The organism is Apolloniradiicaulis salifontis, from assembly GCF_053756655.1.
Window position 1 is genome coordinate 2529186 of the sequence record NZ_CM132387.1, and the last position, 16186, is coordinate 2545371.

A 16186-nucleotide genomic window follows, 5' to 3' on the forward strand; every position below is an offset into this window, starting at 1 on the left:
CGCCGACCGTGGCAGCGACGTCCAAAAATCCAATCCTAGAACGCATCTATAACCTTGATGGCGGGCCTGAGGAAACGCGTGACGCTTATAAGGACTGGGCCAAGTCCTATGATGAGGATACGGTCGAGGGCATGGGCTATGTCGCGCCGTCCGTGGCGGCGGACAAGGTGAAGAGCCTTGTGAAGCCCGACGCGGTGATTCTCGACGCCGGCTGCGGCACCGGCCTGGCGGGCGTCGAACTGGCCGAGCGCGGGTTCAAGACCATTGACGGCATGGATCTGTCGCCGGAGATGCTGGACGTGGCGCGCGACAAGGGCGCCTACCGCACTCTTCAACCCGAAGACATGACCAAGCCGCTCTCCTACGAGACCGACAGCTATGACGCCATAGTGTGCGTGGGCACCTTCACGCACGCCCATGTGGGACCGAAAGGCTTCAACGAGCTGGTGCGCATCACTCGCAAGGGCGGGCCGATCGTGGCCACGGTTCACGAGGAGGTCTGGAGCGACGGCTATGAGGCCCACTTCGCCAAGCTGGAAGAGGACGGCAAGGCGAAGATCGTCTCCATCGAGGAAGCGCCCTACCATCTGAACAACTGCAAGCTGGTGACGCTGGAGGTGCTTTAGGCGCTTTCCTCCCCTTCAAGCTCAAAGCCCCGCCCGGCGCACGCCGCGGCGGGGTTTTTTGTAGCTGAGACTATGGCGCGGGGCCCCAACCCCTACCGATTACGCCCAAGCGTTTCGTGGCTTTCAACCCAGTCGCCGGCGACGACGGCGCCGGCAAGGCTCACCTCGCCCGCAAGCACGGTGGCGGCGCAGATCTCGATGAAGCGGCCCACCTTGCCCTTGCCCTGACAGCCCAGCAGCTGCAGGCATTCGCTTTGCGTGGGCAGGCCGGTCCCGCCGCCGAAGGTCGCTACGATCAGCGCCGGCAGGGTGATGGACCAGTAATAGACCGGCTCGCCGGTTTCAGGATCGTCCTCGATACGCACATAGGTCATCGCCGCGTGGCTTTCGGCGACATTGGCCGCGTCCTGGCCGCAGGCGATGAACAGGGCCGCCAGCGCGTTGGCGGCGTGCATGCCGTTATTGGCCGAGCCCGCCAGCACTGACCCGGCGAACGAGTTGAGCCGCGCCCGGAACAACTCGGCGGCGCTTACGCCCACCCGCTCGCGCAAGACGGCGTCGGGAATGCGCGCCTCGGCGATCACCCGCGCGCCGCGCGAATTGAGCATATTGAGCTGGGAGTGCTTTTTGTCGGTGTCCATGGCGCCTGACAGCGTGTAGCGGACGCCGCCGGGATGGGCCGAGGCGATCCAGCGGCAGGCGGCGTCGGCGGCCTTGCCCGACATGTTCTGGCCGGCCGCGTCGCCGGTGGTGAAATTGAAGCGCGCATGGAGCATGGGCCCGATGGCGTAGGTCTCCACATGGGAGAGCCTGGCCACCGAGGACGAGCTTTCGGCGGCCGCGCGCACGCCGTCCATATTGGCCTCAAGCCAGTCCTTGAAGGCCCGCGCGCCGCGGGCGTCATCGAAGTGAAACACCGGCGCGCGCTGCATGAAGCGCTCATGGATCGTGGTCTTCACCCCGCCGGCTTCGGACAGGATGCGCATCCCGCGGTTATAGCTGGCCACAAGCGTGCCCTCGGTGGTGGCCAGCGGGACATAGACGTCTTCGTCGTCGATATGCTCGCCGCGCACGCGCAGGGGTCCCGCCACGCCGATGGGGATCTGCGCGGCGCCGATATAATTCTCGATATTGCCCTTAGTAACCGCCGGATCGATGGAGGTTGACGCCACGTGCGTGAGCTCGGCGCCGGTGCGGTCTTTCAGAAAATCCAGCCGCTCCTGCGCCGCCTCGCGCGAATGGTCATCGTCGGGGCGACGCGGAATGCGGGCGCGGACGTCGTTTCTGCGAGATTCGTCGGTCATGGGCGAAACCCTATCCGGGCTCACGCACAGCGTCGAGTTCGCCAGCACCATGTCCCTCTGCGCCTTCCACGCAAGCTCAAAATCGTCTAAACCGCGCGCTCCTTCCCGCCAGACACGACCGGACGCGCGACGATGAAAGCCTTCCCCGACAGTTACGACGCCAAGGCCTCCGAAGAGGCGCTGAAAACCCGCTGGGCGGAGGAGAAGGCGTTTCAGTGGGACCCGAGCGCGTCGGCGGACAGCGACTATGTCATCGACACCCCGCCGCCGACGGTGTCCGGCGCACTGCATATCGGGCACGTGTATTCCTACACCCAGGCCGACATCACGGCCCGCTACATGCGCATGAGCGGGCGCAACGTGCTCTATCCCATCGGCTGGGACGATAACGGCCTGCCCACCGAGCGCCTGGTGGAGAAGGTGAAGAAGGTGCGCGGCGGGACCATGCCGCGCGACGAGTTCGTCGCCCTGTGCCGCGAGGTGATCCCCGAGTACGAGCAGCAATTCCGCGATCTTTTCACGCGGCTCGCCCTGTCGGTGGACTGGAGCCGGGAATACCAGACGATCTCCGATGAAAGCCGGACGATCTCGCAGATGAGCTTTCTGGACCTCTATCATAAAGGCCTGCTGGAGCGCCGGCTGGAGCCGTCCCTGTGGGATCCGGCCGACCGCACCGCGCTTGCCCAGGCCGAAGTCGAAGAGATCGAGCGCGAAGGCAAGCTGAACGAGATCCCGTTCCAGATCGAAGGCGGCGGCGAGCCGGCGGTGATCGCCACCACGCGCCCCGAGCTGATCGGCGGCTGCGGCGCGCTGATGATCCATCCAGAGCACCCGCGCGCCAAGGAGCTGATCGGCAAGCGCGCGATCAGCCCGCTCTATCATGTGCCGGTGCCGATCATCGCCGACGAGGCCGTGGACCCTGAAAAGGGCACCGGCATGGTGATGTGCTGCACTTTCGGCGATATCCAGGACATCAATTGGTGGCGCACCCACAAACTGCCCCTGCGCATCGTCATCGACCGCGCCGGCAAGATGATCGAGGACCTGCCCATCGGGACTGACGACTGGCCGAGCCTCGAGCTCGAAAGCGCCCGCGAGACCATCGCCGCGCTGGCGGGGCTGAAGGCCGAAAAGGCCAAGGCGGCGATCCTTGATATCCTGCGCGAGAAGGGCTTGCTGCTGGCCCAGAAGACCACCCATCAGGTGGTGCCCGTGGCGGAGCGCTCCGGCGCGCCGCTGGAGATCATCGTCACCCCGCAATGGTTCATCAAGACGCTGGAGTTCAAGGACCAGATCCTTGAAAAGGCCAACGAGATCACCTGGCGCCCCGCCTATATGAAGCAGCGCCTGGAAAGCTGGGTGGAGGGGCTGAAATGGGACTGGCTGATCAGCCGCCAGCGCCATTTCGGCGTGCCGCTTCCGGTCTGGTATTCCAAGCGCGCGGGCGAGGAGGGCAAGCTCATCGTGCCGACCGCCGACGAGTTGCCCATTGATCCCACCACTCACACGCCCAAGGGCTATGAGGCCCACGAGGTGGAGCCGGAACGCGACGTGATGGACACGTGGGCCACAAGCTCGGTGAGCCCGCAGCTGAACACCCGCGCCATCAACGAGGACTACGCCCTCGATATCGAAAGCCACCGGCGCCAGTTTCCTATGGCGCTACGCCCGCAGGCCCATGAGATAATCCGCACCTGGGCTTTCTACACCATCGTGAAGGCGCTCCATCACCAGAACACCGTGCCGTGGACCAATATCGCCATCTCCGGCTGGTGCCTGGCGGGTGACGGCTCGAAGATGAGCAAGTCCAAGGGCAATGTGGTCGACCCCATCAAGCTGTTGGACCAGTACGGCGTCGACGCCGTGCGCTTCTGGACAGGCACCTCGCGCCTGGGCCAGGACACCGCGCTGAGCGAAAACACCCTCAAGCAGGGCAAGCGCGTGGTGAACAAGCTGTGGAACGCCGCAAAGCTCGCCCACATGGCGCTCAAAGCCGCCGAGGACGCCGGCGCCCTTGATCCGAAAACCGTGCGGGAAGACATCGCGTCCGGCGCCGTCTCCCATCCGCTGGACCAGTGGCTTCTGGGCCGTCTGGCCGAGACGGTGAAGACTGCGACCGAGAACTTTGAAAACTACGAGTACGCCGCCGCCCAGCGGGGGATCGAGGACTTCTTCTGGCGGACCTATTGTGACAACTATCTGGAGATCGTGAAGCGGCGCACCCGCTTTGAAGGCGCCCCGAGCCCGGCGGAGATCTCGGCCTGCCTGACGCTCTGGCACGCCACCGACACGATCATCCGGCTCTACGCCCCGTTCACGCCCTATGTCACCGACGCGCTCTACGACATCCTGCATGGCGACCGCGACGGCGCGCCGGCGACGGTCCACGCGCGCGGCCAGTGGCCGAAGGGCGAGGATCAGGCCGAGCCGGGCCTGAACAGCGCCCAGGGAGAGGCGTTCACTGCGATCCTCTCGGCCGCGCGCAAGGTGAAGTCGGAAGCTCAGGTCTCCATGAAGACGCCGGCCTCCACCCTCACCGTGGTGGGCGAGAGCGATCTCGCCGCGCTGATCGGCGACACGCTGGACGACCTCCTGGCCGTCACCAATTCTGAGGCCGCCCGCGCCGGCGACGCGCCGGACGATGCGAAATCGGCGGCCTCGCCGGATGAGCGCTTCACCGTGGCGCTGCAGCTTCAGCCCCAGGAGAAATGAGCGGTTGAGCGTCACGCGCTGGATCATTCGGGCCCACAAATGGCTCGCTTTGGTGGTCGGCATCCAGATTTTCCTCTGGGTGCTCGGGGGCCTGGCCATGAGCCTCATGCCCATCGAGCAGGTGCGCGCAGAGCATACGATCGCGCCGGCGCCGGACTATCCGCTGCCGCTGGATCAGGTGCTGACGCCCGAGCGCGCCGCGGCGATCGCGGGCCTTGTGGATGTGGAAACCGCGACGCTGACGCGCTGGCATGACGGGCCGGTCTGGCGCTTTGACGCCGGTGGTCAGAGGATCGTCGTGGACGCCCTCTCCGGCTTTCGCAGAACACCCCTGGACGCCCAGTCAGCCCGCGACATCGCCGCCGCTGGATACGCCGGCGAGGCGGAAATCACCAATGTGGAGTATTTCGCCGAGCCCACCTTCGAGTATCGCCGCAACCACGCCGCCTGGCGGGTGAGCTTTAACGACGGCGAAGGCACGCGGCTTTATGTCGACGCCGCCACCGGCGTCATCGACGCCCGGCGCAACGACATGTGGCGGGTCTTCGACGTCTTCTGGATGCTGCACATCATGGATTATCGCGAGCGCGAGAATTTCAATCACCCGCTTCTGATCATCATGGCGGGCCTCGCCCTGTTCACCGTGCTGGCGGGGCTGGGCCTTCTAGTGGTTCGGATGCGCCGGATCGTGCTTGTGGAGCTTCGCCGCCGCCGGCGGCCGCTCTTCACCCCGAGGGATTAGGCGGCGCCGTCTTCCCTTTCTCCGTTCGTGCTCTCGCCGTGCTCGGCTCGGATTCCAGTTTCAGCGTCTAACACCGGCTCCGCCTCTCCGGCCGGCAAGGTGATGAGGAAACGCGCGCCTTCATCGGGGGCGCTCTCCACCCAGATCCGCCCGCCCTGGCGCTCCACCGCCTGCTGACAGATCGCCAGGCCGATGCCGGTCCCGGCGAACTCGTCGCGCCCGTGCAGCCGCGCGAACGGCTCGAACACTTTCGCGGCGAAGCGCGGATCAAAGCCGATGCCGTCATCGGCAAAGCTCAGGCAGACCTCGCCACGCTGCGTGAATCCTTTCACCGCGATGCGCACGCCGGGTCCCTTGCGGTATTTCAGGGCGTTGGAAAGAAGATTGGCGAGCAGAAGCTTCATCAGCACCGGGTCGGCGCGCAGGGACGGCAGATCGCCGGTCTCCAGCACTGCTTCGGCCTCCGCGATCTGCAGGTCGTGGTCTTTGGCGACCTTATCCCAGAGCGCGCCGAGATTCACGAGTTCAGGCTCGATCGTTCGGCTGGAGGCGCGGGTGTAGGCCAACAGATCATCGATCAGCGTGCGCATCCGCCCGGCGGCGTCCACCAGGAATTCAAGGCTGCGGTCGGCGTCCGCGTCGATCGTGCCCGCATAGCGGCGGCGCAAGAGGCTGGCGAAGGCGGAAATCTTGCGCAGGGGTTCCTGCAGGTCGTGGGAGGCGATGGTGGTGAAGCGGTTGAGCTCGCGATTGACCCGCTCAAGCTCCTGATTGCGGCTCTCCATATCGCGGCGGACCTGATTGAGATCACCGACCTCGTCCAGCACGCCGTGCGCGCGGACCGGCCGCCCGGCCTCGTCGCGCTCCCAGAACGCCGACAGCCGCACCTCGATGCGCTCGCCGGACTTGGTGACCTGAGTAAGCGGGACCGTCCGGATCACACCCTCACGCATGGAGCGCGGGATGATGTCGCCGCGCAGGCGGGCCTGGTCGGCGGGGGCGAAGAAGGACCAACCCGGCGCGCCGAGGGCCTCCTCGCGGCTATAGCCCATGCGGGCCACCCAGTAATCTGAGACCATGATGGTGCGGCCCTGCACATCAATCGAATGCATGAGGGCAGGCGTGTTTTGATACACGGTCTCGAAGCGGCGCTTTTCGGCTTTCAGAGCCCGCGCGAAGGCCCGCTCGGCCGAGATGTCGATGACCACCCCGGCGGCCCGCAAGGCTCGGCCCGCCGGATCGTGCTCGACAATGCGCCCGGTGGTGCGCGCCCAGCGCCAGCCCTGCGGTGCGCGAAGCCGGTATTCGAACGCACCAAAATGATGACCGGCGGCGACATTCTCGAACGCCTGATAGGCGTTTTGAAAATCATCCTCGTGAATCACTCTGCGCCAGGTCTCGGCGAGGACCTCGCCGTCCGGACCGGCGTTCATCCAGCTCGCCAGACGGCCCTGAACCGTCTGGCGGCCGGTCAGAAGGTCGATCGACCAGATCCCGATCAGTCCGGCCTCCACCGCTTCAGAAAGCTGGCGTTCGCGCTCGGCGAGTTTTTGCTCGAGTTGCTTGCGCGGGCCGATCTCGGCGAGAAATCCCGAATAGCGCAGCACCGCGCCAGACTCATCCTGCTCGCTCACCCCGCCGCGAAGCGACAGCCAAACAAGCTCGCCGTCCTCCGCGCGCACCCGGTACTCCACCTCGGTGACGCCGTCGCGGGCCAGCTCGCGCGTCGCCCGGTCGATCTGGGACTGATCCGCCTCGGGCACGCGGGCGCGCCAATCGGCCATGCTCATCTCGAATGCAGGCGCCGGCAGGCCCAGCCGTTCAAGCACCGCCCCGGTCAGGCGCAGGCGCGCGGCGTTAAGCTCATAGGTCCAGGCGCTCATCTGAGCGGACGCGGCCGCCTCTGCGGTATCGGTCTCCGCGTCCCCTCCTGCGACTCCCAGCTCGCGCAGAAAGCCGGACGCGCGCCGCGCGCCGCGGCCGAAGCCGGGCTCCCGCACGCCGCTGGCGTGGTGAATCCGCCAGAGCCCGCCCGGCGCACGCACCCGGAAGCGCTGATCCAGCCGGCCGCCGAACTCCATGGCCAGGAACGCCGCATTCAGCGAAGGAAGGTCGTCAGGATGGACCCGACCGCGCCAACCGCCGGGGCCGAACCCCGCCGGCGCGGGATACTCCTCGCCAAGCGCCCCCTCCACCCAGCCTTCGCCGATGTCGAAGTCATGACGCCACGGGCTCAGGCCGCCATAGCGCAGCGCCAGATCAAGGCGGGTCTGGGCGAGCGAAATCCCCGGCTCACCCCCCGGCTCGCTTACGGGTGCGGCGACCAGCGTCGCCAGGAAGGCGTCCTGCGAGGCGCGCCGCACAGTAATGCGCGCGTCCATCGCCTCACCGTCAGGCAGGCGCACACGCATCAAGGCGGGACCGGAAGACGCAGACGACGCGGCGAGCCGCCACGGCGCCGCGTGCAGGTCCAGCGGATCGATGAGCAGGGTGTCCAGGCTGCGTTCCGCCCACGGGCCGGGACCGAAGCGCGCGGTGAAGGCGCGGTTCACCCGCTGGATCCGGCCGCCCGGGCCCACCAGGGCGGCGGCTTCGGCGAACGCGTCCAGAAGCGCGTCCGTCTCCGGGCCATGTGGGCGCGAAGCGGGGGCGGAATGGGGCAAGCGGGACACCGGGGCCGGAGGGCGAATCACAGGGTGAAGCGACACCATATCAGCGCAGGGCGCCCCGTGCTCTGGCCTTGACACGCTTAGCCGGTATGCTGCGCCTTACTTGAAGGGATCGTTTCTCAAACAGACGATCAAAAGCTTTTTTCGAGGGCCGCCGCCTTGACCGACGCCACCACGCCGATTTTCCAGGTCTCAGATCTTAATGTTCGCTTCAGCACGCCGGACGGCGAAGTTCACGCCGTTCGCGGGATCAATCTGGAGATACGCGCCGGCGAATGCCTGGCGGTGGTCGGTGAATCCGGATCGGGCAAGAGCCAGACCTTCCTGGCGGCGATGGGACTTCTGGCCTCCAACGGCAAGGCTGAGGGCTCTATCAAGTACGCCGGCGAGGAAATCCTCGGCCTGTCGCCGCGCAAGCTGAACCGGGTGCGCGGCAAGTCCATGACCATGATCTTCCAGGATCCGCTCACCTCGCTGACGCCCCACATGAAGGTGGGCGACCAGCTGAAGGAAGTTCTGGGCGTCCATATGAAGCTTCACGGCGCGGCCGCCGAGCAGCGCTGCGTCGACTGGCTAGAGCGCGTGCGCATTCCCGAGGCCCGGCGCCGGCTGGATCAGTTTCCCCACGAGCTTTCCGGCGGCATGCGCCAGCGCGTCATGATCGCCATGGCGATGCTGTGCGAGCCTGATCTTCTGATCGCCGACGAGCCCACCACCGCGCTGGACGTCACAGTCCAGGCCCAGGTGCTGGATATCATGGACGATCTGAAGGACGAGACGGGCGCGGCGATCGCGCTGATCACTCACGATATGGGCGTGGTGGCGCGCATGGCCGATCGCGTTCAGGTCATGAAGCACGGCGAATATGTCGAAACCGGCGATGTCTGGTCGGTCTTTAAGAACCCAACCCACGCCTACACCCAGATGCTGCTGGACGCGATGCCGCGCATCGACCAGCCCGACAAGCCCGGCCATGAAGGCCTGCCGACGCGCCAGGCGGACGGCCCGGACGAGCCGCTGCTGGTGGCCGACAATGTTCAGGTGCACTTCCCGGTGAACGTGTCCGGCGGTCTGTTCCCAAGGACCAAGCCGCTGAAGGCCGTCGACGGGGTGAGCTTCGAGCTTCACAAGGGTGAGACGCTCGGCATTGTCGGCGAGTCCGGCTGCGGCAAGTCCACGCTGGCGCGCGCCGTGCTGCGCCTTGTGGAGTCCACCGGCGGCGCGGTGAGCTGGATCGGCAAGGATCTTCTTTCCCTGAGCCCGAACAAGCTGCGGGCGCAGCGCGAAGACCTGCAGATCGTTTTCCAGGACCCGCTCGCTTCGCTCAATCCGCGCATGACGATCGGAGCCTCGATCTCGGAGCCCATGCTCACCTTCCGCAAGTCCATGACCGCCAGGGAGCGTGAGGCTGAGGTGAAGGCGATGATGGAGCGGGTCGGGCTCGATCCCAACATGATCAACCGCTATCCCCACGAGCTGTCCGGCGGCCAGAACCAGCGCGTGGGCATCGCCCGCGCGATGATCCTGAAGCCCAAGCTGGTGATCTGCGACGAGGCGGTGAGCGCGCTCGACGTGTCGATCCAGGCCCAGATCATCGATCTTCTGATCGGACTGCAGAAGGATTTCGGCCTGTCCATGCTGTTCATCTCCCACGACCTGTCAGTCGTGCGCGAGGTCAGCCACCGTGTCATGGTGCTTTATCTCGGACGTATCGTGGAACTCGCCGACCGGGTCTCAATCTATGACGATGCGCGCCATCCCTACACCAAGGCGCTGATCAGCGCCGTGCCGATCCCCGATCCCGAGGTGGAGAAAAAGCGCGCGCGCCTGAAACTCGACGGCGATCTTCCCAGCCCGCTCGACAGCCGCGCCCAGCTGCGCTTCATGAAGTCAAAACTGATCGACGACCCCGAAGCCGAGCAGTACCGCCCGAAGCTTATCGAGGTGGCCCCCGGCCACTTTGTAGCCGAGCACGATCCCATCGAAACCGTTCTGGAGGTGGATGCCGGCGAGTTGGTCTAGACGGCGCCTCCACTTCCTGTGGCGCATATCCGGCCTTCGGAGGAGCCTTTTGCGGGCATGTGACGCTTCTTTCATTTGAACGGATTCGCGCCGGCGTTATCGTTCACGCCGATACAGGCGTTCTGCGCATCTTACGCCGGGAATTGAAGGGGCTTGCATGTTCAGCCATCGCTGTTTTCGCGTCCTAACCATCGCCTTGATCGCCGGGCTCGCCTCGGCGTGCGGGCCTGGCGGCGACGACCGGGCCGCATCCGGCGCAGAGCGGCGCGCAGCCTTTGACCGCGCGGACTTTCCCCATGAGGCCAGCGACATTCCCGCCGATGAGGGGGTGCGCTACGGCGTCCTCGATAACGGTATGCGCTTCGCGATCATGGAGAACGGCACCCCCACCGGGACCGCCTCCATGCGCCTGGTTCTGAATGTGGGCTCGCTGGCCGAGGCTGAGGATCAGCGCGGCCTGGCCCACTTCATCGAGCATATGGCGTTCAACGGCACCACCAACGTGCCTGAAGACGAGATGGTGCCGCTGCTGGAGCGCTACGGCCTCGCCTTCGGCGCCGATTCCAACGCCTTCACCGGGCGCGAAGTGGTGGGCTACACGCTGGATCTGCCGTCCACCGACGCGCAGGTCATCGATGTGGGCCTGTTTTTGTTGCGAGAGACGGTCTCGGAAATGCTGTTCGACGCCGGCGCCATTGATCGCGAGCGCGGGATCATCGCCGGCGAAGAGCGCTTCCGGAACACGCCGGTCAGCCGGTTTTTTAACGCCTATTACGAATTTCTCTATCCCGACACTCTGATCCCGGATCGCGATCCGATCGGGCTGTCGGACGTGATCCAGAACGCGCCGCGCGAAGCCTTCGTCGCCTATTACGAAAAATTCTACACGCCCGAACGCGCCCTTCTCGTGGTCACCGGCGATTTCGACGCGGACGCCATCGAGAGCCGGATACGCGACGGATTCGCCATCCAGGTGCCCGGCCTTGATGTTGAGCGTGTGGAGGGCTTCTCCACCTGGGTCCAGCCCGAGCCGGCCGCCCCGGACCCTGATCTGGGCCTGGTCTCGGCCTTTAGCGAGCCGGCGTTCGGCTTTCACTATGATCCGGACGTCTTCACCCTCATCACCGTCGATGTGATCGAGCCGGGGCCGGGCGATGTGGACACACGCGAAACCCGCCTTGAAGATCTGAAGCGCAACCTGGCCAACGCCATTGTGCAGCGACGCATCCAGAACCAGATCAATCGCGGCGACAGCCCGCTGGTGCAGGCCAATCTCAGCTATTCCAATGATTTCGGCCTGGTGGACCGGGCCGGCGTGCTGGGCGTCTCCTCGCCCGAGCGCTGGCGCGAGGGCGTGGCGGTTCTGGAGAACGAGCTGCGCCGGGCGCTGGAGTACGGCTTCACCCAGGGGGAGCTGGACGAACAGCTGGCCAATGTACGCACCTCCCTGCGCAACGCCGCCGACCAGGCCGACACCCGCCAGACCGGCGATCTGGCCGATGCGATCTGGCGCGCCTGGATCAATGGCGACGTGTTCGCCGATCCCAGATACGCCCTGGACTGGTTCTCGCGGATAGAGGAAGAGCTGACCCTCGCCGCCGTCGACGAGGCCTTCACCGGGATGTGGACCGCGGGACCGCCGCAGGTTTTCCTCGGCCATAATCAAGAACTTCAGGATGGCCCGGCCGCCGTGCGTGAAGCCTGGCGCGCGGCCAGCGCCGAGCCGGTGGACGCCCCCGTGGACGAGGTCGCGCAGGCCTTCGCCTACACCGATTTCGGCGATCAGGGCGCGGTGGTCAGCCGCGACACGCTTGACGAGTTCGGCGTCACCCGCGTGGTTTTCGATAACGGCGTGCGCCTGAACGTCAAACCCACCAATTTTGAAGACAATGTCATCCGCTTGCGCGTGGACTTCGGCGCCGGCGATCTGACGCCCCAGCCTGCGGCGGCCGCCGGGTCGATCCTGGGCGCGGTGTTCGGCGGCGGCGGACTGGAAGCCCATGACCGCAACGCCCTGCAGCGCCTGCTGGCGGGACGCTCGGTGGGCTACGGTGTCGGCGTGGGCGACGACACCTTCTTCTTCTCCAACGCCACCACCCCCACAGATTTCGAGCTGCAGATGCAGGTGCTCGCCGCGTTCATGACGGCGCCGGGCTGGCGCGAGGACGGGCTGAACCAGTTCCGCGCCATCGCCGAAGAGGTTCGCCGCGGCCAGAACGCGCAAGCCGTTCAAGTGGCGATCAACCAGGTGTCGCGCATGTTGCGATCGGGCGATCCGCGCTGGGGCTTTCCCACCCAGGAGGAGCTGAACGCTTTCACCATGGAGGACGCCCGCGCCATGCTGGAACCGGCGCTGACGCGCGCCCCGGTCGAAATCACCGTGGTGGGCGACATCACGGTGGACACCGCGGTCAACACGGTCGCGAGCACCTTCGCCGCTCTGCCCCCACGCGATGAAAGCTGGCCCGATTACGCCGGCAATGCAGAGGTCGCGTTTCCCGAGCCGACACCCGATCCGGTGGTGGTGCGCTTTAACGGCCAGCCCGATCAGGGCATGGCCAATATCTACTATCCTGCCGGCGACGGGATTGATCCGCTGCGCCGGCGCGCGCTCACTTTGCTGAGCGAAATCTACAATCTCAAGGCCAATGACCGCTTCCGCGAGCGCGAAGGCGCGACCTATTCGGCCATCGTCTCCGGCCAGTTCTCCGAAACCTTTGAGGACTTCGGCTTCATCTGGGTCGGCCTTGATGTGGACGTCAGCGATGTGGAGCGGATGTACGCGGTGGCCGACGAGATCGCGTCGGCCATGGCCGCCGGCGAGATCTCCGAAGACGAGCTGCAGCGCGCCCGCCAGCCGCTGCTAGAGCAGCTGGAAGAGCAGCGTGAGCGCAACGCCTTCTGGGTGAACGCCCTGTCGCGCTCCCAGCAGGAGCCCGAACGCCTGGCCCAGATCCGCACCGCCGAAGATGATTATCGCAGCATCACTGTGGAGGCGCTCACCGCGCTGGCCGGCGAGGTCTTGCGGCCCGAGGCCGCATACAGGGTTTCCATCCTGCCGCGCCCTGTGCAAGAATAAAATACAATCTACCGGCAGGTCCGCCGGACCAAAAATCCGCAAGCCTTAAGGGGAGAGGTAATGATCTCGATGATTTGTTTGCGCGCGAGCGCCGCGCTGGCGCTGATCCTGGCGACAGCCGTCCATCCGGGCCAGAGCGCCGCAGCAGCCGTCTTTCAGGAGCAGGCGGCGGAGCCCGCCTTCGCCCACGAGATCAGCGACATCCCGCCTGATCCCGGCGTACGCTACGGCGTTCTGGAGAATGGATTGCGCTATGCGATCATGGAGAACGACACCCCGTCCGATCAGGCGGTGATCAACATGGTCTTCAATGTGGGAGAGCTGGCCCAGGACGAAGATCAGATGGAAGTGGCGCACTTCCTCGAGCACATGAATTTCAACGGCACCACCAATGTGCCCGAAGGCGAGATGGTGCGCCTGCTTGAGCGCTACGGGCTGGCCTTTGGGCCTGACACCAACGCCTTCACCGGCGCCGAAGCCACCGGCTATCTTCTGAATCTTCCCAGCACGACCGAAGAGATCGTCAACGCCGGCCTGTTCCTGATGCGCGAGACCGCCAGCGAGATGACCTTCGACGCAGACGCGCTTGATCGCGAACGCGGCGTCATCATCGGCGAGAGCCGCGCCCGCAACACGCCGCAACGGCGCTATTTCGAGGCCCGGAGCGCCTTCCTCTATGAGGGGACGCGTCCCGCACGCCCGCTAAGCCCGTCGGACGACTATATCCAGTCGGTGCCGCGCGATGAGTTCGTGCGTTTCTACACCGATTTTTACGTGCCCGAGCGGGCCCTGCTCGTGGTGGTCGGCGATATCGACGCCGACGAGATCGAAGCGAAGATCCGCGACGGGTTCGAACTCACCATCCCCGGTCTGGAGGTCGAACGCGCGGAGTCCTTCGCCAGCTGGGACCAGCCGGACGACGCGCCGGACACCATCGATCTTGGCGAGTTTCCTGACTTCTCACAGGCCCGCGAAGGCTATTTCCACGATCCCAACCTGTTCACGGTCGTGAGCGCCCATGTTTACACCGAGGCCGAGAACAAGCCGGACACCCTCCAGACGCGCGGTGAAGCCCTCCTGCTGCAGCTAGGCTCCAGCATCGTCGAGCGGCGCATCCAGTCGGAGATCTCGGCGGGAACCTCTCCTTTCCTTCAGTTCACACTGGCCAATGGCGAAAGCTTTGATCTGTTCGACACCTCCAGCGTGCTCGCCGTGATGTCGGAAGGGCGCTGGGAGGAAGGCGCAGCCCGCATGGAGCAGGCGATCCGGCGCGGTGTGGAGGAAGGCTTCACCCAGGCTGAGCTCGACGAGCAACTAGCCAATGTTGAGACCAATCTGCGCAACGCCGTGCAGGCCGCCGGCACCCGCGAGAGCGGCGGACTCGCTCGCGGCCTCTGGGGCTCGTGGCTGGGCGACCAGGTGTTCAACCATCCCGAGGTCAGCCTCGCCGCCTTCAACGCGCGCCGCGACGAAATCACTGTGGAGGCCGTCGAGGCCGCCTTCGCCCAGCGCTGGACCGCCAACCCGGTGCAGCTTTTCCTGGCCACCAATGTGGAGGTGGAGAACGGCGCCGACGCGATCCGGAGCGTCTGGAACGCGTCCCGCGAGACCGCGGTGGAACCTGTGGAGGACACCGGCCCGCTGGAGTTCGCCTACACCGATTTCGGCGCGCCGGGCGTCGTCGCCTCGCAGGGCCGGATCGAGGATCTGGACGTCTTCACCTATGTGTTTGAAAACGGCGTTCGGCTGAACGTCAAGCAGACCGATTTTGAGGACAATGTGATCCGCATGCGCGCCGATTTCGGCGCCGGCCATCTGACGCCCGCACCGACGAACGGCGACACCGCACTTCTTACGTCGGTGTTCACCCAGGGCGGGCTTGAGGCCCATAGCGAGGACGAGCTGAACCGCATCCTCGCGGGCAAGGCTGTCTCCACGGCGTTCGGAGTTTACGACCGCACCTTCACCGTGTTCGGCTCGACGACGCCGCAGGACGCCCAGCTCACCGCCCAGGTCATGACCGCCTTCATGACAGCGCCGGGCTGGCGCGAAGACGGCCTCTTGCGCCTACGCTCAGCCGAGCCTGAGGCGCGGCGCAATCTCTACGCCTCCACCGGCGGCGTCTTGAGCGCGGAAATCAATCCAATGCTGCGCGGCGGCGATCAGCGCTGGACCCTTCCGGACAACGAGGTGATCGAGGCTTTCTCCATGCAAATCGCCCGGAATATCCTGGAGCCGGCCCTGCAGCGCTCGCCCATCGAGCTGACGATCGTGGGCGACATCACGCCGGAAGACGCGGTGGCGCTCGCCGCCTCGACCTTCGGGGCCCTGCCTGCGCGCGACCCCGGCTTCTCCCTGCCCGCCACAAGCGATGCGCTCACCTTCCCGGCGGCCACAGAGACGCCGGAAATCGTGCGCTTCAACGGGGAACCCAACCAGGCCTACGCCTTGACCGTCTGGCCCACCACCGACGGCATGGACCAGGCCGAGGAACGCAAGCTCAGCCTTTTGCGCGCGGTGTTCCGCCTGAAAGCCACCGATGTCCTGCGCGAGGAGTTGGGCGCCACCTACAGCCCAAGCGTTTCAAGCAATAACTCGGAAGTCTTTGAGGGCTGGGGCTATCACTGGTCGGGCGTCGACGTGGAGCCGGCCAATATCCCCGTGGTGTTCGAGGCGGTTGACGGCATCGCCGCCGAAATCGCCGAAGGCGGGGTCAGCGAGGACGAGATCCAGCGCGCGCGCCAGCCCATCCTTGAATCCATCCGGGAGAATCTTGAACGCAATAATTACTGGCTCGGCCTTCTGGGCCTGTCGCAGACCTATCCGGCTCAGCTCGACGAGCATCGCAGTGCGATGCAGGACTATGAAGCCCTCACCCCGGCCGACATCTCGGCGAGCGCCGCACAATATCTCCAGCCCGATCGGGCCTGGCGTGCGGTTATTCTCGCCGAAGGCGTCGAGGCGCCCTAAACTCTCATCCGCGTAAACACAGCCGCGCCCGCCCCTTCAAGGGGGCGGGCGACGGCGACACG

At 65.7% G+C, this 16186-nt stretch carries 8 protein-coding genes; 6 read left to right on the forward strand and 2 right to left on the reverse strand.

Annotated elements, in window-relative coordinates; all coding sequences use genetic code 11:
* Positions 1-8: 8 nt before the first annotated feature.
* Positions 9-626, forward strand: a complete 618-nt coding sequence (locus tag ACWCOP_RS12115) for a class I SAM-dependent DNA methyltransferase (protein ID WP_478248547.1) — start codon at positions 9-11, stop codon at positions 624-626.
* 92 nt (positions 627-718) lie between these two features.
* Here the strand turns inward: ACWCOP_RS12115 and ACWCOP_RS12120 are convergent, their stop codons facing one another.
* The gene (locus ACWCOP_RS12120) at positions 719-1930 is read right to left on the reverse strand and encodes a hydroxymethylglutaryl-CoA reductase (protein WP_478248548.1); all 1212 of its coding nucleotides are present in this window, start codon (positions 1928-1930) and stop codon (positions 719-721) included.
* Between the two features lie 132 nt (positions 1931-2062).
* Here ACWCOP_RS12120 and ACWCOP_RS12125 point away from each other — a divergent pair, with 132 nt between their 5' ends.
* Complete coding sequence (locus ACWCOP_RS12125) at positions 2063-4642, forward strand: valine--tRNA ligase (protein WP_478248549.1); 2580 nt, start codon at positions 2063-2065, stop codon at positions 4640-4642.
* Positions 4643-4646: 4 nt separating this feature from the next.
* The gene (locus ACWCOP_RS12130; RefSeq protein ID WP_478248550.1) at positions 4647-5384 is read left to right on the forward strand and encodes a PepSY domain-containing protein; all 738 of its coding nucleotides are present in this window, start codon (positions 4647-4649) and stop codon (positions 5382-5384) included.
* Here ACWCOP_RS12130 and ACWCOP_RS12135 read toward each other — a convergent pair.
* Positions 5381-8047 carry a PAS domain-containing protein gene (locus ACWCOP_RS12135; RefSeq protein WP_478248551.1) on the reverse strand — a complete coding sequence of 889 codons (2667 nt, stop codon included), beginning with the start codon at positions 8045-8047 and terminating at the stop codon, positions 5381-5383. The genes ACWCOP_RS12130 and ACWCOP_RS12135 overlap by 4 nt on opposite strands.
* A 165-nt stretch (positions 8048-8212) precedes the next feature.
* Here ACWCOP_RS12135 and ACWCOP_RS12140 point away from each other — a divergent pair, with 165 nt between their 5' ends.
* From ACWCOP_RS12140 to ACWCOP_RS12150, 3 genes are all read left to right on the forward strand, one after another.
* Complete coding sequence (locus tag ACWCOP_RS12140) at positions 8213-10075, forward strand: ABC transporter ATP-binding protein (RefSeq protein ID WP_478248552.1); 1863 nt, start codon at positions 8213-8215, stop codon at positions 10073-10075.
* A 157-nt stretch (positions 10076-10232) separates the two neighbouring features.
* Positions 10233-13154 carry a M16 family metallopeptidase gene (locus tag ACWCOP_RS12145; RefSeq protein ID WP_478248553.1) on the forward strand — a complete coding sequence of 974 codons (2922 nt, stop codon included), beginning with the start codon at positions 10233-10235 and terminating at the stop codon, positions 13152-13154.
* Positions 13155-13214: 60 nt separating this feature from the next.
* Positions 13215-16124: a M16 family metallopeptidase gene (locus tag ACWCOP_RS12150; RefSeq protein ID WP_478248554.1), complete on the forward strand. Its 2910-nt coding sequence runs from the start codon at positions 13215-13217 to the stop codon at positions 16122-16124.
* The last annotated feature ends 62 nt before the right edge of the window (positions 16125-16186 follow it).

What these genes read in the sequence shown, in the direction of transcription:
- ACWCOP_RS12145 (WP_478248553.1), top strand. Translation starts at nt 10,233, where the DNA reads ATGTTCAGCCATCGCTGTTTTCGCGTCCTAACCATCGCCTTGATCGCC.
- ACWCOP_RS12125 (WP_478248549.1), top strand. Translation starts at nt 2,063, where the DNA reads ATGAAAGCCTTCCCCGACAGTTACGACGCCAAGGCCTCCGAAGAGGCG.
- ACWCOP_RS12120 (WP_478248548.1), bottom strand. Translation starts at nt 1,930, where the DNA reads ATGACCGACGAATCTCGCAGAAACGACGTCCGCGCCCGCATTCCGCGT.
- ACWCOP_RS12150 (WP_478248554.1), top strand. Translation starts at nt 13,215, where the DNA reads ATGATCTCGATGATTTGTTTGCGCGCGAGCGCCGCGCTGGCGCTGATC.